The organism is Massilia mucilaginosa (assembly GCF_011682145.1).
Taxonomy (GTDB): Bacteria; Pseudomonadota; Gammaproteobacteria; order Burkholderiales; family Burkholderiaceae_D; genus Telluria_A; species Telluria_A mucilaginosa.
Window position 1 is genome coordinate 28,888 of record NZ_WHJH01000050.1, and the last position, 23,504, is coordinate 52,391.

General features: G+C 64.1%; 23 protein-coding genes. 8 read left to right on the forward strand and 15 right to left on the reverse strand.

What is annotated here, in order from left to right:
• Positions 1 to 166: 166 nt before the first annotated feature.
• From F2P45_RS27205 to F2P45_RS27260, 12 genes are all read right to left on the reverse strand, one after another.
• Complete coding sequence (locus F2P45_RS27205; RefSeq protein ID WP_166881348.1) at positions 167 to 595, reverse strand: DsrE family protein; 429 nt, start codon at positions 593 to 595, stop codon at positions 167 to 169.
• A gap of 20 nt (positions 596 to 615) precedes the next feature.
• On the reverse strand, positions 616 to 1,611 hold the full coding sequence (locus tag F2P45_RS27210) for an MBL fold metallo-hydrolase (RefSeq protein WP_166881349.1): 996 nt from the start codon (positions 1,609 to 1,611) through the stop codon (positions 616 to 618).
• A gap of 22 nt (positions 1,612 to 1,633) precedes the next feature.
• Positions 1,634 to 2,158 carry a thioredoxin fold domain-containing protein gene (locus tag F2P45_RS27215; protein ID WP_166881350.1) on the reverse strand — a complete coding sequence of 175 codons (525 nt, stop codon included), beginning with the start codon at positions 2,156 to 2,158 and terminating at the stop codon, positions 1,634 to 1,636.
• Positions 2,155 to 3,867 carry a thiosulfohydrolase SoxB gene (gene soxB, locus F2P45_RS27220; RefSeq protein ID WP_166881369.1) on the reverse strand — a complete coding sequence of 571 codons (1,713 nt, stop codon included), beginning with the start codon at positions 3,865 to 3,867 and terminating at the stop codon, positions 2,155 to 2,157. The genes F2P45_RS27215 and soxB overlap by 4 nt, the downstream gene beginning before the upstream one ends.
• Positions 3,868 to 3,886: 19 nt before the next feature.
• Positions 3,887 to 4,510 (reverse strand): sulfur oxidation c-type cytochrome SoxX, encoded by a 624-nt coding sequence (gene soxX / locus F2P45_RS27225; RefSeq protein WP_166881351.1) that lies wholly within the window; start codon positions 4,508 to 4,510, stop codon positions 3,887 to 3,889.
• A gap of 10 nt (positions 4,511 to 4,520) precedes the next feature.
• Positions 4,521 to 5,327, reverse strand: a complete 807-nt coding sequence (gene soxA, locus F2P45_RS27230) for a sulfur oxidation c-type cytochrome SoxA (protein WP_166881352.1) — start codon at positions 5,325 to 5,327, stop codon at positions 4,521 to 4,523.
• A gap of 31 nt (positions 5,328 to 5,358) precedes the next feature.
• A complete protein-coding gene (gene soxZ, locus F2P45_RS27235) occupies positions 5,359 to 5,670 on the reverse strand; it encodes a thiosulfate oxidation carrier complex protein SoxZ (RefSeq protein WP_166881353.1) in 312 nt (103 codons plus the stop codon).
• A 42-nt stretch (positions 5,671 to 5,712) separates the two neighbouring features.
• The gene (soxY, locus tag F2P45_RS27240; protein WP_166881354.1) at positions 5,713 to 6,174 is read right to left on the reverse strand and encodes a thiosulfate oxidation carrier protein SoxY; all 462 of its coding nucleotides are present in this window, start codon (positions 6,172 to 6,174) and stop codon (positions 5,713 to 5,715) included.
• A gap of 99 nt (positions 6,175 to 6,273) precedes the next feature.
• Positions 6,274 to 7,335, reverse strand: coding sequence for a c-type cytochrome (locus F2P45_RS27245; protein ID WP_166881355.1), 1,062 nt, complete (start codon positions 7,333 to 7,335; stop codon positions 6,274 to 6,276).
• The gene (gene soxC / locus F2P45_RS27250) at positions 7,319 to 8,671 is read right to left on the reverse strand and encodes a sulfite dehydrogenase (RefSeq protein ID WP_166881356.1); all 1,353 of its coding nucleotides are present in this window, start codon (positions 8,669 to 8,671) and stop codon (positions 7,319 to 7,321) included. Before soxC ends, F2P45_RS27245 begins: the two co-directional genes overlap by 17 nt.
• A 131-nt stretch (positions 8,672 to 8,802) precedes the next feature.
• Positions 8,803 to 9,171, reverse strand: coding sequence for an ArsR/SmtB family transcription factor (locus tag F2P45_RS27255; RefSeq protein ID WP_229505329.1), 369 nt, complete (start codon positions 9,169 to 9,171; stop codon positions 8,803 to 8,805).
• A gap of 138 nt (positions 9,172 to 9,309) precedes the next feature.
• Positions 9,310 to 10,191, reverse strand: a complete 882-nt coding sequence (locus F2P45_RS27260) for a LysR family transcriptional regulator (protein ID WP_166881357.1) — start codon at positions 10,189 to 10,191, stop codon at positions 9,310 to 9,312.
• Positions 10,192 to 10,320: 129 nt separating this feature from the next.
• Here F2P45_RS27260 and F2P45_RS27265 point away from each other — a divergent pair, with 129 nt between their 5' ends.
• Positions 10,321 to 10,521 carry a hypothetical protein gene (locus F2P45_RS27265; RefSeq protein WP_166881358.1) on the forward strand — a complete coding sequence of 67 codons (201 nt, stop codon included), beginning with the start codon at positions 10,321 to 10,323 and terminating at the stop codon, positions 10,519 to 10,521.
• A 28-nt stretch (positions 10,522 to 10,549) separates the two neighbouring features.
• On the opposite strand, the gene F2P45_RS27270 is transcribed toward F2P45_RS27265, so the two are convergent.
• Both F2P45_RS27270 and F2P45_RS27275 read right to left on the reverse strand, forming a co-directional pair.
• Complete coding sequence (locus tag F2P45_RS27270; RefSeq protein WP_187367236.1) at positions 10,550 to 11,128, reverse strand: DUF302 domain-containing protein; 579 nt, start codon at positions 11,126 to 11,128, stop codon at positions 10,550 to 10,552.
• A gap of 39 nt (positions 11,129 to 11,167) precedes the next feature.
• Positions 11,168 to 11,833: an SEN1982 family lipoprotein gene (locus F2P45_RS27275; RefSeq protein ID WP_166881359.1), complete on the reverse strand. Its 666-nt coding sequence runs from the start codon at positions 11,831 to 11,833 to the stop codon at positions 11,168 to 11,170.
• 187 nt (positions 11,834 to 12,020) lie between these two features.
• On the opposite strand from F2P45_RS27275, the gene F2P45_RS27280 reads away from it, so the two are divergent.
• The 7 genes from F2P45_RS27280 to F2P45_RS36455 all read left to right on the forward strand — a co-directional run bounded on the left by F2P45_RS27280 (position 12,021) and on the right by F2P45_RS36455 (position 21,971).
• The gene (locus F2P45_RS27280) at positions 12,021 to 14,372 is read left to right on the forward strand and encodes a DNA polymerase II (protein WP_166881360.1); all 2,352 of its coding nucleotides are present in this window, start codon (positions 12,021 to 12,023) and stop codon (positions 14,370 to 14,372) included.
• A 107-nt stretch (positions 14,373 to 14,479) separates the two neighbouring features.
• Positions 14,480 to 16,582: a TonB-dependent receptor gene (locus tag F2P45_RS27285; protein WP_166881361.1), complete on the forward strand. Its 2,103-nt coding sequence runs from the start codon at positions 14,480 to 14,482 to the stop codon at positions 16,580 to 16,582.
• Positions 16,583 to 16,751: 169 nt separating this feature from the next.
• The gene (locus F2P45_RS27290) at positions 16,752 to 17,039 is read left to right on the forward strand and encodes a hypothetical protein (protein WP_166881362.1); all 288 of its coding nucleotides are present in this window, start codon (positions 16,752 to 16,754) and stop codon (positions 17,037 to 17,039) included.
• A 58-nt stretch (positions 17,040 to 17,097) separates the two neighbouring features.
• Positions 17,098 to 17,553, forward strand: coding sequence for a hypothetical protein (locus F2P45_RS27295; RefSeq protein ID WP_166881363.1), 456 nt, complete (start codon positions 17,098 to 17,100; stop codon positions 17,551 to 17,553).
• Positions 17,554 to 17,734: 181 nt separating this feature from the next.
• A complete protein-coding gene (locus F2P45_RS27300) occupies positions 17,735 to 18,835 on the forward strand; it encodes an HAF repeat-containing protein (protein ID WP_166881364.1) in 1,101 nt (366 codons plus the stop codon).
• Between the two features lie 91 nt (positions 18,836 to 18,926).
• The gene (locus F2P45_RS27305) at positions 18,927 to 20,081 is read left to right on the forward strand and encodes a branched-chain amino acid ABC transporter substrate-binding protein (RefSeq protein WP_166881365.1); all 1,155 of its coding nucleotides are present in this window, start codon (positions 18,927 to 18,929) and stop codon (positions 20,079 to 20,081) included.
• Positions 20,082 to 20,381: 300 nt separating this feature from the next.
• Positions 20,382 to 21,971, forward strand: coding sequence for a chitinase (locus F2P45_RS36455; RefSeq protein WP_229505330.1), 1,590 nt, complete (start codon positions 20,382 to 20,384; stop codon positions 21,969 to 21,971).
• Positions 21,972 to 22,014: 43 nt separating this feature from the next.
• On the opposite strand, the gene F2P45_RS27325 is transcribed toward F2P45_RS36455, so the two are convergent.
• Positions 22,015 to 23,103 (reverse strand): energy transducer TonB, encoded by a 1,089-nt coding sequence (locus F2P45_RS27325; RefSeq protein ID WP_166881366.1) that lies wholly within the window; start codon positions 23,101 to 23,103, stop codon positions 22,015 to 22,017.
• Positions 23,104 to 23,504 lie beyond the last annotated feature (401 nt).

Sequence of the window (23,504 nt, forward strand, 5' to 3'; positions counted from 1 at the left end):
GACAAACAAAATGTTTCATCAGGACATTGAATTCTATCGACAAAGGCAAACGTGGCCGGCTTTGTTTAAGCGAACGAGGCCGCCGCGCAACACCCCATGCGGCAATGACAACGGGCGTGACGGCGCCCGCGCCTGCGCGCCGCGGCTTGCTGCCCGGGAGCCTGGTTCAGGGCTTGATGTAGGCGTGTTCTTCCTGGATTTGCAAGCGTGCCACTTCGGCCACGCCGGACGGGACGATGGTCGCTTCGGGCTGCACGCGCTTGCGCTCGATCTTGCGCGCTTCCAGGGTATTGTTGCAGATCTTGAACTTGACGTTGCGGTTCGACAGCTCCTGCACCACCGCGTCGTAGGGATTGCCGTTCTTGTCCTTGGCGTCTTCCAGCAGGAAGTCGATGCCGGGGCCGTGCGTGACGACCACGATCTTCGCTTTCGGACTGGCGTTGAGGTGATTGCGCACATTGCCCAGGGCACCCATCGCATTGGCGCTGTCGGTCACGTGATAAACCACTTTTTCTTCGCGCGCGAGTGCGCTGGCCGGCGCGGCGGCGACGGCGGCAACGACCATCACGGCGGCCATGGTGCGGAACAATTGCATGCTAACTCCTGTCAAAACAATCAAGGCCGGGGTGCGGCCGGAATTTTCTTCTGTTGCAGGCTTTCCCGTTCCATCAGCAGATAGGTGCCGTAGGCGTTGAGCCGGTTAGCCTGCGCGAACGCGGGGTACTTGTCGAACGCGCTCCAGTCGATCTTACCGTAAGCTTCGTCGAACGAGTCCAGATCGGCAACCGCGTCGCCCATCACGCGGCGCAAGAACGTCAGGTAATCGCGGGTCAGCGCGATATCCTTGGCGGGACTGCGCGAGAGCTCGCCGTGGCCGGGGATGACCGCACGCGGCGCCAGCGCCAGCATGCGCTCGAGCGCGTCGAGCCACACGCGGCTGTCGGCCTCGCCCACAAAAGGAATGCGGCCGCTGAAAAACAGGTCGCCCGCGAACAGTACCTTGTCGTCGTCGACCGCCAGCATGATGTCGTCGGGCGCGTGGGCGCCGCTCATATCGATGATCCTGAAGCGCACGCCGCCCATTTCGAAGGCGATGCTCTTGCCGTCGGCAAAACTGAGCCAGCGGTCGGCGCCGGTCAGGCGCGTGGCGTCGTCGACCCACGGCGCCAGCGCCTCCTTGCGCTGCGCCAGGCGCGTGGCCGCCATGTCCGAGGCCAGGTAGGCGCGTCCCTGCTCGTGCGCCCAGATGTGCGCGCCCTGCGCCTTGAACGCTTGCAGTCCGTAGAAGTGGTCGGCATGGAAATGACTGACGATCACGCGCCGCACCGGCTGCGCGGTCACCTTGCGGATCGCCCTGATCATCGCCGCGCCGAGCGCCGGCGTGCCGAGCGCATCGAATACCACCACGCCGTCGCGCGTGACCACGAAGCCCGCGTTCGACATGAAGCCCTGGTTGGCGCCGTCCGCCACGCCGGACTGGCCCTGGAAGTAGTACACGTGGGGCGAGACCTTGATCGGAGTGAGCACGGGCGGGCGCGCCGGCGCGCCGACAGCCGCTGCGGGAGCAGCCAGCGCCAGCACGCAGGCGATGATCGGGATGGCGAATTTCATGGCAGTTCCTTTCGCATGCTATCTATTGTCCTGCAATCTTGCGCTGTGCCTGCGCCAGCGCCTCGTCGAGGTAAGCACCGTACATGCCCGAGACGTCGCCACCGGTCAGCGGCGGCGCCAGCAGCGCACCGTGAGCGTCGAGCAGCAGCACGGTCGGTGCGATGCGCACCTGGTAGCGCGCGGCCAGCGCGGCGCCGCTGACCGTCTCCCTGTTCAATCCTGTGAAGGGCGTGGCGCCGGCCAGGCCGACTTCGCGCACTACGGGACGTGTTCGTTCGTCGTCGTCGCGCGTGAGCGGCAGCAGGTAATTGCGGCGCACCACGTCGCAGTAGCCGCAGCCGGGCAGCGAGAACAGCAGCAACAAGGGTTGGCCGCGCTGCGCCGCCAGCGCCGCATCGGCGGCCAGGTCGCGCGGCGCGGCCAGCGCCTGCTCGCCCGCGGCCATGCTGTCGGTCCCGAGCAGCGCCAGCACCGCCAGCAGGGCCGCCTGGCGCCGCAGCCAGCCGGCCAGGGCGAGCACGCGCGGCACGGCGCCCCGGCCTGTCATGCGATGATACCCGGATTGCCCTGCATGCCGATCAGGCGCGGCGTATTGAGCTTGCGCGGGGTGACGGTTTTCTGCTGCCGCAACCATTGCGCCACCACGTCCCAGACCGGCTCGCCGGTCGCGCCCTCCGCCACCGGCGCCCAGCCGGCCACCTTGTAGGTCTTGCCGGCGTCGAGCGGCTTGCCGTGCAGGCGCATGTCGCTGATGCGCGCCCCCATCGCGGCGTTCGGGTCGATCGCGTAGCTCATGCCGCCCACCCGCACCATGTCGCCGCCCTGCTGGTAGTAGGGATCGGGATTGAACAGGTTGTCGGCCACGTCTTCCAGGATGGCCTTGATGGTGGCGCCATTCATGTCGGTCAGGGTGCTGTACGAATAGGTTGTGGCGGTCTGGTCCATCAGGTGTTCCATCAGGATCGGGCTGTCGGGCAGTAGCGAGGTTCCCCAGCGAAAGCCGGGCGAAAAGGCGATGTCGGCGCCCTTGACGTCCATCAGCGCGTCGATGATCAACTGGTCGAAGGTGCCGTTGAAATTGCCGCGCCGGTACAAGGTGCCTTGGGTCATTGCCAGTTTTTCGTTGAGCTTGGCATCAAAGGGGGCGCGGATCTTCTTGATGAGCGCGGCCATGTCCTTGTCGGCCGGCAGGAAGTTGGAAAACACCGGCAGCAGGCGGTACTGGAAGTTGCGCACCTGCCCACCGCGCACGTCGAAGTCGAGTACGCCGAGGAACTTGCCGTTGCTGCCGGCATTCGTCACCAGGGTCTTGCCGCCGCCGTTGGCCACGATCACCGGTTGCGGCACGCCGTCGTGCGTGTGGCCGCCCAGGATGGCGTCGATGCCGCGCACGCGCGAGGCCATTTTCAGGTCCACGTCCATGCCGTTGTGCGACAGTACCACCACCACTTTGGCGCCCTTGGCGCGGGCCTCGTCCACCATCTTCTGCATGTTTTCTTCCTGGATGCCGAAGCTCCAGTCGGGCGTCAGGTAGCGCGGATTGGCGATCGGCGTGTACGGAAACGCCTGGCCGATGATCGCCACCGGCACGCCGTTCATTTCCTTGATCACATACGGGGCGAAGACCGGATCGCCGAAATCGGTGGTGCTGACGTTCTGCGCCACGAAGTCGACCTTGCCCTTGAAATCCTTGCCGACGATTTCTTGCACCCGCTTGTCGCCCAGGGTCATCTCCCAGTGCGCGGTCATCACGTCCACGCCCAGCAGCAGGCCGGCATCGACCATGTCCTGGCCCTTTGTCCAGAGCGCCGTGGCCGAACCTTGCCAGGTGTCGCCGCCGTCGAGCAGCAGCGCGCCGGGACGCCCTCCCCGCAGTTGCCTGACCAAGGTGGCCAGGTGCGCAAAGCCGCCCACCTTGCCATAGGTGCGCGCGGCCTGCTCGAAATTGAGCGCGGTGAAAGCGTGCGCCTGCGGCGTGTTCGGTTTGATGTTGACCTGCCTGAGCAGCGCTTCGCCGACCAGGTGCGGCATCTTGCCGGCGGCCTGGCCAATCCCGAGATTGACGCTCGGCTCGCGAAAATGCACCGGGTTCAGTTGCGCGTGGCAATCGGTAAAGTGCAGGAAATGCACATTGCCAAAGCGTGGCAAGTCGTACAGCGCGCCCGGCGACGGCGCGCCCAGTGCCGCTTTCGATCCCAGCAGCATGCCGCCGGCGGCGGCGATACCCATCAGTTGCGCAAATTCGCGCCGGTTCATTCCCATGGTGACTCCTTGCTTACTGGTTGACGGGCGACGCGGGGTCGAGCAGCAGCGCCATCACGTCCTTGAGCTGGGCTTCGGTCAGCACGCCGTTATGGCCGAAGCGCGGCATGGTCGAGCAGGCGTTGTAGGCTTGCGCGTTGTACAGCTTGTTCCAGGTGTATTTCAGGATCTCGTCGCTGTTGCCGCGCAGTTTGCCGTACTGGTACAGGGACGGGCCGATATTGCCGAACGAGATTTCTTTCTTGGTGATCTGGTGACAGGCGTAGCAATTGCCTCCGTTGACCGCGCCGATGGCGTCCGAAGACTGCATGCCGCGTCCGTTCTGCGCGATCTTTTCGCCTTCCTGCCATTTGCCGAGGTACTTGCCGTCGGCGGGCGGCTTGACCGCCGCCAGCTGGGCCGCCTCGATCCGCGCCGACACCTCGGGCGGACGCGCGCTCGGGTACTGGCTGCACAGTTGCTGGGATTCGTCCTGGGCGGCGATGCGTTCGACCGTGGCCGGGCCGGCCGACCGGAAATCTTGCCGGATCAGGTCGAGCGCGGCCTGACGATAATCGGTGTCGGCCGCCACCGTGGCGCAGCCGGCAAGAGTGGCGGCGCCGCAGGTCGCCAGGATGATGCGTGCGATTGGTGTCATGTTCAATCCCCTATCGTTTCAAGGCCGGACCGGCGTACACGCCACCGTTCGCGTTTTTTGCCAGGAACATCGTCAGCGCCGTCAGCGCGTCGGAGGCGTACAGCGGCTCCGGAAAGCGCTGCTGGCGGAAGCAGTCCGTGAGGCGGTGCTGCATGGTGCGCACTTCCCCTTGCGAGACCCGGTACGCCGGCCAGGTGGTGTAGGCGGCCTGGGCATTGATGGGGTTGAGGATGTTCGGCAACTCCTGCAGGCGGATGCGCTGCCCGTCGACCGAATGGCAGGTGGCGCAGGCGAAGTCGTGCGAGCCGCCACGGTGGAAGAACAGCTTGCGGCCGGTTTCGTAGGCGCGCTGTTCCATCGGGTGCGCGGTCGAGACCGCCATGGTCATGCCGCGCGACTCGGCGGTGATGTACGACACCAGCGCTTCGATGTCGGACTTCTTGCCGGCCGCGCCGAACGGCGTCTTGACGGCCTCGGCCGGAGTCAATCCCTGCAGGCTGACGCGGCAATGCACCAGGCGCTGTTCCAGGTCCATCACCTTGTTCACATCCTTGAAGTAGCACGGCAGTTCGGCGTACGCGCCCTTGAGCACGCCCGGGCCCTTGCCAAAGTCGCATTGCTCCAGCGACACCTTGTTCGGCCCGGTTTTGGTCTTCCACAGTTCTTCGCCGCGCATTTCCCACAGTTCGGCGGGATTGCCGTCGGCCAGCATCTGGCGGTACTTCGCAATCTCGTCGGTGCTGGACGTCTGTGCGACTGCCGCGCTTAGCGTGGTCAGCAGTCCCGCAGCGAGCACAGCTGTGCGCCGGTGGATCATGGTCGTCTCCTTGTTATTGTGCGTGACTGATTTAAGTGATCGTGCCTTCATCGGTGCGGGTGTCGCCGGCCGTGTCGACCCAGGTCACGCTGACCTTGTCGCCCTTGGCCGCGCCCTTGAACTTGAACGACAGGAACGGGTCTTTCGAGACCGAGGGGCCGAAGTTGGCGTCGAACACGACCTTGTCGCCGACCTTGGCCACCAGGGTCTTGATGAAATGGGCGGGCACGACTTTGCCGGCCGCATCCTTGCGTTGCCCGGTTTCCATGTCGTGCCGCATGAGGATCTTTACTTCAACCAGCTCGCCGGTGGCGCTGGCGCGAATGCGCATTGGATCAGCCATGATGGTTTCCTTTGTCGATGGTGGGAATGATGGGAAAGCCGCTCAGCCGCCGCAGCCGCCGAGCGTGACCTTGATTTCCTTGGTCGCCACCAGCCATTTGCCGTCGGCGCGCACCAGCGCGTGCACATTGGAGGTGCCACCCATCTTCACGCGCGTGGTCACGGCCGCTTCGGTACCGGGCGGAATGTTGAAGCTGGCCGACATGCTGTTCGGATTCTTTTCGACCAGGATCGCCATGAAGTCGGTGTTGGGCGCCTTGCTGGCGACCGAGACCGGCACCACGGCGCCGTTTTCGGCAATGTCGGGGCCGGTGATCGAGATGTCGGGGCTGATGACGAATTTATCGCCGCCGAGCTCCTTGACCACCGCCTCCAGGCTTTTGGCGTCGAACACTTTCTGGCTCCATTCGGCCGCGAACACATCGGACGGTTTGAGCAGCCCGGCGGCAAATGCCGCGCCCAGCACCGAGGTAATGCGCATCAGCGTGCGTCGACTTTGATTCATCATGTTCTCCCATTGTTGAAAATTCCCCGCGCCTTTGATGACGGGAATACTGCTTCAAACCAAGACTACCCGAAGCGGGTAGTCGCCAGCCACATCCGTTCATTTGGGTGTTGCTAGAATCCAACCGACCATTGCGGCGATATCGGCATCCTTGAGATGACCCTGGGCCGGCATCGGTATCGCGCCCCAGGTGCCGTTGCTGCCCTTCTTCACCTTGTCCGCCAGCCTGGTGGCGGCCGCACCGTCGCCCATATATTTTTCTCGCACCGCCTTGAAACTCGGCCCCACGATCTTGGTATCGACGGCGTGGCAGGCCATGCAGGCATTTTGTTCAAGCAGCGGCAGGACCGCCTTGCTGGGCGCGTCGGCGGATGCGGCTGCCGGCGCCGGCGCCGGCGCGGCGGATGCCAGGCGGCTCGCGGGAGCGGGCTGGGTTGTATCGACGCCACGGGTGGCGCCGAAGCCGCGTGTCTGTTGCGCCAGGTTGCCGTGCGCATTGCGCGCCGCTTCCGGCAGCGAGGAGCGCACGCTGGCCTCGACCGGGCAGTTCTTCATGCACGCCACGCTTTTCACGTCGGGCTTGCCCTTGACATCCCACAAGCCGTGGCTGGTGACCATGCCGTTGCGGTTCGGCATGCGCTGCTGGACGTGCGCCATGGTCTGGTCCGACAGCACGAAGTCGTCCGCCACCACCTCGCCCAGGTTGAGCATGTAGGCGGTCACCGCATACACCTCGTCGGTGGTGAGCGACTTGGGCGCGGTCCAGGGCATGGCGCGGTTGATGTAATCCCACAGGGTCGACACGGTGGCCACCTTCATCAAGGTGGTCTTTTGCGGCTGGCGCCCGTTGACCAGCGAAGCCACCCGGCCCTTGGCCACATCCTCGGCCGTGGTGCCGCCGATCAGCGGCGTGAACACCTCGTTCGACTCGCCGAAGGTGCCGTGGCAGGACGCGCACTTGCCTTCCCACACCGCCTGCCCGGCCAGCACGCTGCCCGAGCCCTTGGGCAGGCCGGTGAAGTCGGGGCGCACGTCGATATCCCAGGCCGCCACTTCCTGCGCGGTTGCGCTGCGCCCCGGCTTGCTTGCCGGGGCGGCGCCGGCGTTGAAAACCAGTACCGCAAGCGCCAGCGCGAGCGCCGCTTTAGTAGACCTGGACATTCGACACCTCGCCCGATTGCGCAACCTGCCACGACTGGATTGCATTGTTGTGATAAATGGAGCGGGTGCCGCGCACCGCGCGCAGTTCATTGATTTTCGGCTGCACATAGCCGGTCTCGTCGATGGCGCGCGATTGCAGCACGGCTGGCGTGCCATCCCACTCCCAGTCGATATTGAAACGGGTCAGGCATTTCGACAGCAGCGGCGTTTCCAGGCGCGCCGTGCGCCAGTTGCGCCCGCCGTCGACCGAAACGTCGACCCGCTTGACCTTGCCGCGCCCGGACCAGGCCAGCCCGGTAATGTTGTAGTAACCGGTACCCTGCAGGCGCTGGCCGGCCGACGGCGTGGTGATTACCGACTTGCATTCCTGGATCGAGGTGTACTGGCGGAAGGTGCCGTCCGGCATTGCATCGATGTAGTGCAGCGCCTCGTCCTTGGTGGCGTAGGGCTGGTCGCCCACTTCGATGCGGCGCAGCCATTTGACCCAGGACACGCCCTGCACGCCGGGCACCACCAGGCGCAAGGGGTAGCCGTGTTCCGGGCGCAGCATTTCGCCATTCATGGCCCAGGCCACGATCACGTCGTCGAGTGCGCGTTCGAGCGACATGGTGCGCGTCATGGACGAGCCGTCGGCGCCTTCGGCCAGCACCACCTTGGCGCGCCGCTTGTCGACGCCGCAGTCCTCAAGCAGGACCGAGAGCGGCACGCCGGTGAACTCGCTGCAACTGAGCATGCCGTGCGAATACTGGACCGAGGGTACTGCCACATTGCCCCACTCCATCGCCGTGTTGGCGCCGCACTCGATGAAATGCATGCGCGACACCGAGGGCATGCGCATCAGGTCGTCCATGGTGTAGACCTTGGGATTGTTCACCAGGCCATTGATCATGAAACGGTGTTTGGCCGGATCGATATCGTGCCAGCCCTGGTGGTGGCGCTCGAAGTGCAGCCCGGACGGGGTGATGATGCCGAACAGCCCCTGCAAGGGCGTGAACGAGACCGAGGCCGCGCCCACCCGGGTCAGCCCGGGCGACTCGCGCCGCTGCAGGTTGGCCTCGTACTGCGAGGGCTGGCCGTAGGGATGGGTCGCGACCGGTTTGCCGAGGGTGCGCGAATGTTCGGGCAGGACCAGGATGTTCGGGTCGCCGGCGCCGCTGTCCTGGGCCAAGGCCGTGCCCGCGCCCATGGCGGCGCCGGCGGCGAGGAAGCTGCGCCGCAGGAAGCCGCGCCGCGCGCCGTCGACGCCGGCGCGGTTGATGTCCTCGATCAGGGCGCTGTCGAGAAAGTGCTCGGGGGCGGCCTGCACGCGGCCGGTCTTGCGTATCGGAGTCGTCATTGCCACTGCCTCTCGCTTGCCTGGTTGAACGGCGCCGCATGCGGCTACCGATGCTACTTACTTATACGACCATATACGCATATAACCACGCGCGCATATTGTGCGTTCGGCATGATTGCCGTTCAGCCGCCTCAGGCGTCCGCGCCCATGAATCCCTGGATCGCGCCCTGCCCCATGCGGCGGCTGTTCTTGACCTTTTCCGCCATCTGGCTGCACACCGTGCGGCACAGGGCGATGGTGTTCTGGTCTTCGATGCGGTAATACACCTGCGCGCCCTCCTTGCGGCGCCCGAGGATGCGGGCGCGGTACAGCATGTTCAGCTGACGCGACACATTCGCCTGCGTGGCCCCGATGTCGCCGACGATGGCGCCCACGGTGCGTTCGCCGTTGCACAGCGCGTGCAGGATCTTGAGCCGGGTCGGTTCCGACAGCAGCGCGAAATAGTTCGATACTTCTTCGAACACTTCGCTCATCTGTTCGCTGTCGAGGTCTGGATCCATGCTTGTTTCAGGTGTAAAGAAATGCCGATATACGCATGAAACCAAATCCGCACGGCTTGCACAAGCGATTTCGATGTTGCAATGCGGAAAACAACACTCGGGAAGCCGGGCTGCCTGGCCACCTTGCCGGCGGCGATGCTAGGGCGCGCGCTCCAGCATTTGCTGCGCCAGCAAATGGGCGTGCGGGGTCAGTGCCGAGAAATCGCGTGCGCACAGGTAGAGCTGGCGTGTAGCCCAGGCTTCCGACAGCGGCACGATGGCCAGATCGCGGCGCAGGGTCCGGGCCAGCACATCGGAGACGATCGAAATGCCGATGCCCGCCTCCACCTGCATGCCGATATGCTCGGGGTTGCGCAGCTCGATGCGGTAGTCGAGCTGGCGGCCCAGGCGCGCCGCGCGTTCGGCCAGATGGATGGTGAGCGCCGTATCGGCCATGCCCACGATCGGCTCGGCCAGCAGGTCGGCAAAGGCCACGCTCGTTTGCCGGGCCACCCTATGCGAACGGCTGGCAATGACAACCAGCTGGTCGCTGGCGATCAGGTGCGTTTGCAGCGGGCCGAAATCGGTCACGTCCGAGAGGATGCCGAGATCGGCGCGCCGGTCCACCAGCGCCTGGACGCTTTCCAGGCTGGGCCGCTCTTCGAGGTCGATCGACAGGTCGGGATACGCCGCCAGGAACCGGCACAGCCGGGGCGGCAGGAATGCCGCCATCGCCGCCGTGTTCGACAGCAGCCGGATGCGGCCTTTCAGGCCAGTCGCGTAGGTGCGCAGTTCGCCGCGCATCTGTTCGACCTGGTCCACGATCGAGCGCCCGTGCCGGACCAGGGCTTCGCCCGCAGCGGTGGCGCGCACCCCGCGCCGATTGCGTTCGAGCAGCGGCGCGCCGAGTGCCGCCTCCATCCCGGCAATCCGTTCGCTGACCGATGCCAGCGCCAGGTGCATGGCACGCGCGCCCTGGGTCAGGCTGCCGCATTCCACCACGCTCAGGAACACCCGTATATCGGTCAGGTCAAAGCGCATGGTTTGTCTCGTGCTTTCGGAATTTCCGAAGTGTAGCACCGGAATTGCCAGATTGTGGGATCGGTCCCGGCGGACTACTATCGTTTGCATGAGGCGCGGATTCAGTCACCTCTCGAAAAGGAGAACATCATGCTCGACGCTTTGTTGGAAACGATCGGAACGCTGGCTGTGCTGGCCAGTATCGCGGCGAAATTCGTGTATTTTCGCACCGCCCCCGGCGCGGGGGACGAGGCCGGGCGGGATCGTCCTGCCGATCCGGCTTCGGAATTGCCCGCCATGAAGAGCGAGCGCCCCGGCGTTGCGCATGCCGCCTGGCGCGAGCGCCGCTAGCCGGCCAGCACACCGGGGGCCGGGGACCTCAGAATTCGCCGCGAGCGCCGCGCTCGAGCATCTTCTGGACGGCGTCGCGCACGCGCGTCACGCGCGGCTTGAGTTCGGGCGGCATCTTGCGGCCCATGTTGATCAGCATGTCCATGTTCATGGTGTAGATCCACAGGCCGTCATCCTTTTCCAGCACCGTGATGCGGCACGGCAGGAAGGCCGCCATGTGCGGGCTGAAATCGACCATGGCGCGCGCGGTCTCGGGGTCGCAGTAGGAGTACACCTTGAGGAACTTCTGCGGCTGGTTCGAGCGCGCCTGCAATTCCGCCGACAGCGGCAGGCTGCCGACCATCTTCAGGTTCTCTTCCGCCGCCACGCTGGCGAAGGCATCCTCGATCTCGGCCACGGTCACACCGGGCTGCACCTTGCGCTCCCAGGTGACGGCGGCGGCAATGTCGCCGCCGGAGTCGGCCCAGCGGCCCCAGACATCGGCAAACGCGCTGCCGGCGCCGGATTCGGTTTGCGCCGCCGCACCCAGCGTGCCGCAGGCAGCCAGCAGCAAGGGCGCGGCCGCCATCAGCAGGCGCAGCGGCAGCGCCGCGAACGTCAGCGTCATCGCATCGCCTGGCACGCTGGCCGGCGCGGCGCGCCTGGTTCAGTCGAACCCGATGTCATACTCGTCCCAGCCCTGCTTGCCCAGTTTGAGGTAGACTTTCTGCTCCGTGCCCGCCAGGCGCAGGTTTTCCGCGATATCGGGGAAGGCCGCGGACAGTGTCGGATTCCTGGCCCAGGCGGCCACCGGGCCAACCTTGTACGAATACGTCACGTGCACCCACAGCCATTCGCCAGTCTTGATCGGCTTGGTCCATGCGATGACTTTATCGAGCTTCTTTTGAGCGTAGCAAAGGTCGCCTTCCTTGACCTGCTTCGAGGTTTTGCTACGGTAATCCTTGACTGTCACTTCCTTTTCGCGGTAGAGCTTTTTCCCGGCGTCGGTCAGCACGTAACGCTTGACCACCACATCCGGTTTGAACGGGCGGGTGTCTTTCGGGTCGTCTCCGCCAGGCGCCTCGGCAGTCAGTCCGAGCGCTGTCAATGTCTCCATTTTTGCCACTATCGTGTCGGGGGCGGCGTTTTTCATCTCCATGTTGGCAGGGGAAATCGACAGCGGCCACTCGGTCAGGTCCAGGCAAAGCTCCCCCTTCTTGTCGAGATAGTTCGCCACACCGAGGCGGAGTTCTTTGTCGTTCGCCTGGGCCTTGCTGTCGCATGCCATGAGGGAGAGAGCACCAGCGACGGCCAGGGCAAGGTGGCTTTTCATTGAGTAGGGATTTCGTCAGGAACGCGTATTTTCAGAAGATCAAGGATAAACGATCAACATACATAACTCAACACCGTTTCAACAGTCGCAACATTTCATGTCCTTCATCATGGCGCACATCGCTTAAAATACGCGGGCCGCCCCCTGCGCGGCGCACGTTCACGCATAGCGCTTCCGAGGTAGTCATTTGAATCAACCGCAGCAGGGGTTTATCCTGACCCGCCACTGGCGCGATACGCCCGCAGGCACAGAGGTCGTCTTCTGGCTTGCCACCGACGCCGGGCCGCGCCATATCCGCCTCACCGGCCAGCTCTCGGTCGCCTTCATTCCCGAGGAGTGGCGCACGCAGGTCGCGGCGCTGTTGAAGAGCGAACGAGGCTGCGAACTGCGCTCGCTCGCGCTGCGCGACTTCCGCCAGCGGCCCGTGTTCGGCCTGTACTGCCAGCACTACCGCCAGCTGACCCGCCAGGCCAAGCGCCTGCGCGAATACGGCATCGACGTCTACGAGGCCGATATCCGCCCGCCCGAGCGCTACCTGATGGAGCGTTTCATCACCGCGCCGGTCCTGTTTCACGATGCGCCCGACAGTCCGTTGAAGCCGGCGCAAGGCTACCGCCCGCGCCTCAAGCTGGTCTCGCTCGACATCGAAACCACCGCGCGCGGCGAGCTGTATTCGATCGCGCTAGAAGGCTGCGGCCAGCGCCAGGTGTACATGCTCGGCCCGCCCAACGAAACCGATGCGCCACGCGACTTCGCGCTCGATTACTGCGACAGCCACGCGCAGATGCTCGAACGCCTCAATGCATGGCTGGCCACCCACGACCCGGACGCCATCATCGGCTGGAACGTGGTGCAGTTCGACCTGCGCGTGCTGCAAAAACATGCCGAGCGTTGCGGCGTGCCGCTGCGCCTGGGACGCGACGGCAGCCCGATGGCGTGGCGCGAACACGGCTCGCAGCAGCACTTCTTCGCCGGCGCTTGCGGTCGCCTGATCATCGACGGCATCGACGCGCTCAAATCGGCGACCTGGAGTTTTTCGTCGTTCAGTCTCGAAAACGTCAGCCGCACCCTGCTCGGCGAAGGCAAGGCAATCGACAATCCCTACCAGCGCATGGCCGAAATCGAGCGCCGCTTCAACGAAGACAAGCCGGCGCTGGCGCACTACAACCTGAAGGACTGCGAGCTGGTCACGCGCATTTTCGACAAAACCGAACTGCTGCCCTTCCTGCTCGAACGGGCCAGCGTGACCGGGCTGGCGGTGGACCGCAGCGGCGGCGGCTCGGTGGCCGCCTTCGAGCACCTGTACCTGCCGCGCATGCACCGCCAGGGCTACGTGGCCCCGAACCTGGGCGATATCGCCGGCGAAAACAGCCCCGGCGGCTACGTCATGGATTCGCGTTCGGGCCTGTACGATTCGGTGCTGGTGCTCGATTACAAAAGCCTGTACCCGTCGATCATCCGCACCTTCCTGATCGATCCGGTCGGCCTGATCGAAGGCTTGCGCGACGACAGCGACGCTGGACGCGGCACCGTGCCGGGCTTTCGCGGCGCCCGCTTCTCGCGCGAGAAGCACTGCCTGCCGGCCATCGTCAGCCAGATCGCCGAGGGACGCGAAGCGGCCAAGCGCGAACACAACAAACCCTTGTCGCAGGCGCTCAAAATCATCATGAACGCCTTCTACGGCGTGCTCGGTTCGGATGGCTGCCGCTTCTTCGATCCGCGCCTGGCATCCTCGATCACCCTGCGCGGGCAAGAGATCATGCACCGCACGCGCGAGCTGATCGAAGAACGCGGCCACCAGGTGATCTACGGCGACACCGATTCGACCTTCGTCTGGCTGGGAAGCGGGCACGACGATGAGCAGGCCGGCGCGATCGGGCGCGCACTGGTGGCTCACGTCAACGCCTGGTGGACCGAGCACCTGCGCCAGGAATTCGGCCTGGCCAGCGCCCTCGAACTCCAGTACGAAACGCACTACCGGCGTTTTTTGATGCCCAACATCCGCAATTCGGAAGAAGGCAGCAAGAAACGCTACGCCGGGCTGACCGGGCGCGCCGACGGCGGTGAAGAGATGGTCTTCAAGGGCCTGGAGACGGTGCGCAGCGACTGGACCCCGCTGGCGCAGCAATTCCAGCAGGCGCTGTACCTGCGCATCTTCAAGCGCGAACCGTACCGCGACTACGTGCGCGAGTACGTCGAGAGCACCGTGCGCGGCGAGTTCGACGACCTGCTGGTGTACCGCAAGCGCATCCGCCGTCCACTGGCCGAGTACCAGGGCGCCGCCCCGCCGCCGGTGCGCGCGGCGCGCCTGGCCGACGACTTCAACCGCCTGCACGGGCGCCCGCTGCAATACCAGCGCGGCGGCTGGATCCGCTACGTGATGACCCTGGCCGGCCCCGAACCGCTGGAAACGCAGCGTTCGCGCATCGACTACGACCACTACGTCACGCGCCAGCTGCAACCGATCGCCGACGCCATCCTGCCCTTCCTGGGTGACGACTTTCACAGCCTGACGACCTTGCAGCAGACCCTGTTCTGACGCCAGCCTATGCGCTTCACATAAATTTGCCATATTTACGCCGCTCAGCAATAATATGAATGGGAATCATTATCATTCGTAGTAAAACACAAGAACAAGGACGTAACATGGCAATGCAACAGAAACGGCTGGCCGTCATCATCGCGCTGGCACTTCCCTACCTGTCCAGCCCCGCCTTCGCGCAGGCCCGGACCGAACTGAAAGAAATCACCGTTACCGCCACGCGCGACCAGGAACCCGGCTACAACCCGGCCAGTGCCACCAGCGCCACCAAGATCGACGCGCCGCTGCGCGACATTCCGCAAACGGTCAACGTGGTGCCGCTGTCGGTGCTGCGCGACCAGGGCGCGCGCTCGCTGCAGGACGTGCTCAAGGCGGTGCCGGGCATCGGCCTGTCGCACGGCGACGGCCAGCGCGACCAGGTGACCATCCGCGGCTTTACCGCGATTGCCGACCAGTTTGTCGACGGCATGCGCGACGATGCGCTGTACTTCCGCGACCTGTCCAACATCGAGCAGGTGGAAATCATCAAGGGACCGGCCTCGGTGCTGTACGGGCGCGGCTCGTCCGGCGGGCTGATCAACCGGATCAGCAAGAAGCCCGGCATCAACAAGAGTGAAGTCAGCCTGCAGGCCGGCAGCTGGAACCAGCGCCGCGCCGACATCGACGTGGCCCGCGCCGACGGCGCCAGCCCGGTGGCGGTGCGCGTGACCGGCGCCATCGAACGCGCCGACAGCTATCGCGACCAGCAGTTTCTCGACCGCGAAGCATTCGCGCCGTCGGTCGCGCTCAAGATCGGCGATGCCACCAAGCTGCTGTTGCAGGCCGAATACCTGAACGACAAGCGCGTCACCGATTTCGGCGTGCCCGCGTATCGCGGCAAGCCGGTCGATGTACCAGCCGGCACCTATTACGGCGCGGCCAACGCCAAGCAGAACGACTATTCCGAAGCCGAAGTGAAAGCCTTCGGTTTCACCCTGGACCACCGTTTCAACGATACGTGGACCTTGCGCAACGCCTTCCGTCACTACAATTACACGCTTGACCGCAACAACACGCTGGCCGGATCGGTCGATGAAAAGGCGCTGACGGCGTCGCTCAACCGCAGCAATGTGCTGCGCGATGAGACCGGCTACTTCAACCAGACCGAGCTCAAGCAAGTCGTCAACCTGGCCGGCATGCGCCACCAGCTGCTGTACGGTGTCGAGATCGGCAAGCAGGAAAAGGACCAGTTGTTCCGCAGCCAGAACAATATCGCGAAGGTCAATCTGTTCAATCCGGTCGCCCCAAGGCTGCCGTTCACGGTCAGCGCGGCGCCGTCGACCGACAACCTGGGCGTGATGAAGGTTGCCAGTGCGTACGTGCAGGACATGGCCAGCTTGTCGGCGCAATGGAAAGCGCTGGCCGGGGTGCGCTTCGACCGCTTCGAGCAGAGCACGCTCGAACGGCGCGCCGGACACTCGAATCTGTCGCGCGTGGACCGCGCCTGGAGCCCGCGCGCCGGCCTGGTGTACCAGCCGGGCGAGACGCAATCGTACTTCGCGTCCTTCAGCAAGTCGTTCCAGCCGTCGGGCGAATCGTTCGCGCTGGCCGCCAACAACGCCCAGATCGCGCCGGAGGAAACCACCAACAAGGAAGTCGGCGCCAAGTTCGACCTGTTCGACGGCAATGCGACCGCCTCGGTGTCGCTGTTCCGCCTGGAACGCACCAACATCAAGGCCACCGATCCCACCACCAACCGCCTCATTCCCATCGGCACCCAGCGCAGCGACGGCATCGAGCTGACCTTCGCGGGCAAGCTGGGCGATGGCTGGCAGCTGTGGTCGGGCTATGCGTACCTGGATGCGCGGGCGGTGTCGTCGGTCGCCATCGATGCGGGGCAGCCGGTGCAGGGCAAGCGCCCGACGCTGACGCCGGTTCACAGCGCCAATGTGTGGCTGACCAAGTCGCTGGGCAATGGCTTTGGCGTGGGTGCCGGGGCGAATGCGGTGGGCCAGCGCTTTGCCAATCCGGGCAATACGGTGGCGCTGCCCGGTTACGCGACATTTGATGCCATGGCGTACTATCGCCAGGGCAAGGTCGATCTCCAGGTCAATGCCATGAATTTGGCCGACCGCCAGTACACCGTTGCCGGGCACGGCAGCAACGGCAACCTGAACCTGCCAGGGGCGCCGCGCTCGGTGCAGGTGACGGCGCGTTACGCGTTCTAAGAACACGGCGTTTCGCCGGCATGCCACCGTGCAGATAGACAAAAACCCGCCGCGTGCGGGTTTTTTGTTCTGCATCATTGGGGATGCCTGTCGGGGGAACTTGGGGCCATGAAAGACGTCTTATCCCGGTAAGGAAAACTGTCTTGAATCGACAGAAAGGAAACAGAACATGAGCGACGAATCACATAGCCAGGACGGGATGGAAAAACGCGTTGCGAATCTTGAGGCAAATGTCGCATCCATGATGCTTGACGTGTCCGTGATGAAAACCGATGTCGCTGTGTTGAGAACCGATGTTGCCGTGATGAAGCTGGACGTCGAAGTAGTGAAGAGCACTTGCGCCACGAAAGGAGACGTTTCCGAGATGAAATCATCAATCATCATGTGGCTTACCGCCGTAGTGTTTGTCTCCCAGCTTATTCCCGACGTTATTAGCGCATCCAGGAGTTTGTTCTAGCACGTCATCAAACAAGCAATAGCAACACTCGGATCATAAGAATTCCCCCGGAAATGTAATGAACATGAGCGACGAACAGAATGGTCATGGAAACATGGAATCCCGTGTCGCGCGACTGGAAGCCGACGTCGCCGCCATCAAGATCGATGTCGCCGTCATCAAGGCCAACGGCGCGACCAAGGGAGATGTGGCGGAGCTGCGTTTCGAACTGTCGGCCCAGATCGCCAAAGTGCAGTCCGAACTGTCGGCCCAGATCGTCAAACTGCAGTCCGAACATTCGGCCCAGATCAAGGAACTACGAACCGAGACCATCGCGAAAATCGATGCGGCGGTCCACTCTATTCGGTCCGAAATGTACAAAATTGTTAATGAGGGGCGAATCGCAACCGTCCTGTGGGTCACAGGCCCGTTTTCTTCGCCCAACTCCTTCCTGCAATCGCGGGATTTGTTAAAGAACTCTTCTGATAGGGACCGATTCGGGCGTAGCGCCAACCATCCCATGCTGCACCGCTAGCGAACCGACCAAGCAGAGGGCAACGGCAGCGGGAGGCCGCTCATCCGTCAATGGATCGCAAAATATTTACCACTAAATAGCAAAAATTTTTCCTCATTTGCGCAATGATGGCGTATATTTATCGTTGACCGTTTTGCAACGGACAACGTTCCGCCGCCCATCACCGACAAAGGAATCCCGCATGCGCCCTGCCCTCCCAGCCTGCCTCGCCGTCCTGATCCTGCTGGGAGGCGAAGCCAGCGCCCGGCCCCATTCGCTCGGCATCGCCGCGCTGCCGGGCGAATCGACCATCGCTTACGACATGAACGCCGCCGGACAGGTTGCCGCCGTACTGGAGGATGGCGACGGCAACACGCGCGGGGTCTTGTTCGAGAAAGGCAAGATCACCGACCTCGGCGCGCGCGGCGGCAAGCACAGCGACGCGCGCGGCATCAATGAGCGCGGCCAGATCATCGGATCGGTGCGCAACAAGGACGGCACCTGGAACGCCTTCCTGTTCCATCGCGACAGCGGCATGCGCGTGATCGGCACCTTGGGCGGCCCCAGCAGTTACGGCATGGCCCTGAATCAGGATGGCGTCGCGGTCGGGTTTGCCGACATTCCCGGCGGCGACTGGCACGCCTTCATCGACGATGGCGCCGGGCAGTTGCGGGATCTCGGCACCTTGGGCGGCAACATCAGCTACGCCAGCGCCGTCAACAAGCACCGCCACGTGGCCGGCACCGCCGCCAACGAGCAGGGCTTGCGCCACGCTTTCCTGTACACGCCCGAGAACGGCATGGTCGACCTGGGCACCCTGGGTGGACGCCAGAGTTCGGCGATGGGGATCAACGACGCAGGCGTGGTCGTCGGCGCCTCCGAAACCGCCGACCGCCGCTGGCGCGCCTTCGTCCACGACGGCAAGCGCATGGTCGACCTGGGCGCGCTGATCGGCAATTACAACAGCTTCGCGACCGACATCAACAACGCCGGCCACGTGGTCGGGACGGTGGTGGTGGGCACCGAGCGCATGTCTTTCGTGTGGCGCGACAACAAGATGACCTTGCACCGCGGCGGCCAGGGTTTGCACCTGACTAACGCCATCAACGACCGCGAGCTGGTCATCGGCGCCACCTACGACCGCAGCATGACCGCCGCCACCATGGCCTCGAACGCCGCCCCCGTCGTCACGCGCGGCGGCAGCGAGCTGCTGACCCTGATCGGCGCCGTGCTGGCGATGGCCGGCCTGGGGGTGCTGTACCGCCTGCGCCGCCGCGGCATCGAGATCGGCAGCCGCGACTGAGGGTGTGGACATCCACAGGCGCGCGTAACTTTCCTACATGGTATGCTGCCCGATCTGCGGCGCTCGGGCCGCGTCAACAATAAGGAAAGTTATGCGGTTCAGTACAAGATTGGTTCTCCAGGCGGCCGTGCTCGCTTGCGTGCATGGCGGCGCGGCGCAGGCGCAGGAGGTGATCCGGATCGGCCACGTGGCGGCCGTCTCGGGCGCCATCGCCCATCTGGGCAAGGACAATGAAAACGGCGCGCGCATGGCGGTCGACGAGTTGAATGCCAAGGGCGTGACGATTGCCGGCAAACGCTACCGCGTCGAGTTGCTGGCCGAAGACGACGGCGGCGACCCCAAGCAAGGCACGTCCGTGGCGCAAAAACTGGTCGATGCCAAGGTGCGCGGCGTGATCGGGCACCAGAACTCGGGCACCACCATCCCCGCCTCGAAGATCTACTACGATGCCGGCATCCCGCAGATTTCGCCGGCGGCCAGCAACCCCAAATATACGCGCCAGGGTTTCAACACGGCGTTTCGAAATATCGCCAACGACGAGCAGCTGGGCGCCGCCCTCGCCCGCTACGCGGTACAGGACGGCAAGGCCAGGCAGATTGCCGTCATCGACGACCGCACCGCCTACGGCAAGGGCTTGGCGGACGAGTTCGTCAAGAACGTCAAAAAGTCCGGTGCCGCCAGCGGCGCGCGCATCGTGGCACAGCAATTCACGACCGACAAGGCCACCGACTTCAACGCCATCCTCACCGCGTTCAAGGCCAGCAAGCCCGACCTGATTTTCTTCGGCGGCATGGATGCCGTGGCGGGGCCGATGCTGCGCCAGATGAAGCAGCTCGGCATGCCGGTGCGCTTCATGGGCGGCGACGGCATGTGTTCCGATTCGGTGCCGAGGCTGGCCGGCGAAGGCATGGCCGACGGCCAGGTCATCTGCGCCGAAGCGGGCGGGGTCGAGCCGCAGCAGCAAAAAGGCCTGGACGATTTCCGCGCGGCCTACCGCAAACGTTTCGGCGTCGATGTGATGACCTACGCGCCGTACGCCTACGACGCCATGCTGGCCATGGTGGCGGCCATGCAGAAGGCCGGCTCGTCGGACCCGGCCGTGTACCTGCCGGTGCTGGCCAAGAACAGCTACCAGGGCATCACCGGCACCGTCGCCTTCGATGCGCGCGGCGACGTCAAGGACGGCAAACTGACCTTGTACACCTTCAAAGGCGGCAAGCGCACGCGTATCGCCGTCATCAAGTAAGTCAAGTACGCGCCAGCGTATCCGGAACCGGCCGTCAGCGCCGGTTCCGGCGCGACACACCACATCCTCCCAAGCTCCGCCATCAGCGCTGCGCTCCCCGCACCGGTGCGTCAGCTAGTCATCTCCCATTTCAACACCAAGCGATAACCCTCGGCATCGACTCTTGCCAGAGGTAATAAGTTGGTATTAATAATTTTCAATTTGGTATGCATACCTCCGATTACTGGTGTTATATTGGTATCTTTTTATTGCACATAAAACATCGTTAAGCCGCACGACATCTCGACAAGGAGTTCCAAATTGAACAAGACACTCATCCATAGCATCATCGTCAGCCTGCTGGGCGGTTCGCTCGCGGCATGTGGCGGCGCTGGCACCAGCCAGTCCAGCGGCACGCAGTCATCCCAGAGCAAAATGCTGGCGGCAACGTCCGTTTGCTTTGCTGAATGGAACAGCGCAACCGTGTATGAAGGCGGCAAATCGGCCAGTCTCGCTGGCGTCAATTACACGGCGGCGTACTGGACCCAGGGAACCAATCCGTCAACCAATCACGGCGCCGGCGGGACCGGCAAGCCATGGACCGTGAGCGGCTCATGTGGTGCCGATCCGACACCGACACCGACGCCGACACCAACGCCGACGCCGACTCCGGTGCCAACACCAACCCCGACACCCACGCCGGTGCCGACCCCGGCCGCATGCGCATTGTGGGCAGAAGGCAATTCGTACACCGCCGGACAAGTCGTCAGCTATCTTGGCGTGTCGTACAAGGCGCTGGTGACGCACACCGCCTACGTCGGCACCAACTGGAATCCGAAGGATTCGCCAACGCTGTGGGGCGCCGGCGGAAGCTGCGCAACGCCAACGCCGACGCCAACGCCGACTCCAACGCCCACACCAACTCCGACGCCAACCCCGACACCGACCCCGACGCCCACGCCAACCGGCCTGGCGAAACACGCCCTGGTCGGCTACTGGCACAATTTCGCCAACCCGAGCGGCAATACCTTCCCGATCAGCCAGGTCAGCAACGACTGGGACGTGATCGTGGTGTCCTTTGCCGATAACGCCGGCGGCGGCAACGTCAGCTTCACGGTCGACCCGAGCGCCGGCAGCGAAGCGCAGTTCATCGCGGACATCAAAGCCAAGCAAGCCCAGGGCAAAAAGGTCATCCTCTCGCTGGGCGGGCAGAACGGTTCCGTCTCGGTCGGTTCGACCGCCGAAGCGGCCAATTTCACCAATTCGCTGCACGCGATCATCGTCAAATACGGCTTCGACGGCATCGACATCGACCTGGAAAACGGCGTCTCCCAGGGCGCGGCGATCCAGACCTACCTGCCGATCGCGGTCAAGAACCTGAAAGCCAAGGTCGGCTCGGGCTTCTACCTGTCGATGGCGCCGGAATGGGTATATGTGGAAGGTGGCTTTACCAGCTACGGTTCGATCTGGGGCGCGTACATCCCGATCATCAACGCCTTGCGCAATGAACTGACGGTGCTCCATCCGCAGTACTACAACAACGGCGACATCTATACGCCGTACGCGACCGGCCCGATCAAGGCCGGCTCGACCGACCAGCTGGTGGCCACCGCCCGGATGCTGATCGAAGGCTTTACCTACGGCGGCAATACTTTTGCCGGCTTGCGTCCGGACCAGGTGGGCTTCGGCGTGCCGTCCGGCCGCAGTTCGGCCGGTTCGGGCTTTACCACCACGACCGATGTCAACAACGCGCTCAACTGCCTGACCCGCCTGCTCAACTGCGGCACCATCAAGCCGCTCAAGGCCTATCCGGATTTCCGCGGCGTGATGACCTGGTCGATCAATTGGGACCGCTACGACGGCTATAACTTCTCGGCGCCGGTCAAGGCGACCCTGAAAACGCTGCCGTAAGCGCTGGGCCGAAGGGGCGCACTGAGCGCCCCTTCGGCCGCCATCATTTCGCCATCGGCGGCGGCTGCTGCACTACGACCTCGCGTTCCTCGATCAGCTTGCGCTTGAGACTGGCCTTGACCTTCTCGTAGCTCGCCGTTGCGACCGGGCGCGTTTCTTCGATGTCGATCACATGCCAGCGGCCGTTCTTCGCCTGCACGGGCTGCTGCAGCAAGCCGGGCTCGCCCTGCGCCTCGATGGCCTCGGCAATCCCCTTCTCCATCTCCGCCACCCGCATCCAGCCGAGCTGGCCGGCGCGCTTGATTACTTCCGGCAGCTTGGTACGCAGGCGTATCAAGTCGGCGAATTTGGCGCCGCCATTGAGCTCGCCGATTGCCCGCAGCGCCTGGGTTTGCGTAGTGAAATCGAGCTGGGCCAGCTTGTAATCCTTCGGCCCCAGCTTCGGATCGGTCTGCAAGGTGTACAGCGCGCGCAGTTTGTCCTCGCTCACGCCGGCACTGTCGAAGGCCAGCGGCACCAGTACCGCGCCAGGCACCGCCACGCCGTCGAGCGTGGCGCGTCCGAACCGGCATTGCGCAACCATCTCGAGCGCCTGCTGGTCGGCCAGCGGCTCGCCGCTCGACAGTTCAATTTTCGGCGCGGACGGCGCACCGTCGGCGCCCACCAGCACGCGCACGGTCATGTTCGGCGCCAGCCCGTCCAGCTCGGGAAACCGGATCAGTTTATTGCTGCGCGAGCAAAACTCGACAGCCAGCCGCGCCGGCGTGTACGCGCCCTTTTCGGCGGGCAGCTTCCACGGCACGCTGAGCACCCACGGCGTGCCGTCGGGACTGGTGGCCGGGACCGTGCACGTGGTCGCCAGCGCCACCGAGGCGCTGTCGAGCACCGCGTAGCCGCTCTCGCCAACCACGCCGGCCACGCGCACCTTCTTGCCCGGTACCAGCTGGACCCGGCTTACGCCCTCCATGCGGTAGCGCAGGGCCTCGGCCGGATAGACTTGCGCCGCGCAGGCGGACAAGGCCAGGTCGGCCGCCGCTGCGCCGGACGGCAGCGCCGCCAGCGCCAGCAACATGGCGGCGGCGCCGGATAGCACGGGGAGTTTGTGCGCGCAAGCGCTCAGCGTTCGATACATGTCAGACCTCGGTGTGGGTAAAGGCGGAAATTTCCGGCTTGAAACTCTAGCTGAAAACCACGCGATCCCTCAAGATATTTTTATGACAACGCCGAGAACCGTGCAAAACAACCACACTAGTGTCCCGAGTTGGAATTCGTTGATGATTAAATATGGCGAAATCGCACCGAGACAAGGAACAAAGCGCAGACAGGCAAATGCCTGGCGAGCATTTGTGACGCGGTATCGGCGCGATTATCGCCATATTTATTCGACGAATTTCTGACTCGGGACACTAGCCTGGATGTTTCATAAACGTCATCCGCAATTCCGAATTGTCGCTCTCGACGCCGCTCGGTTCGAATTATCCTATTGTGGGCAATAGGCGCCCTACCCAATTGAACGGGGCAGGGTAAAGCGGC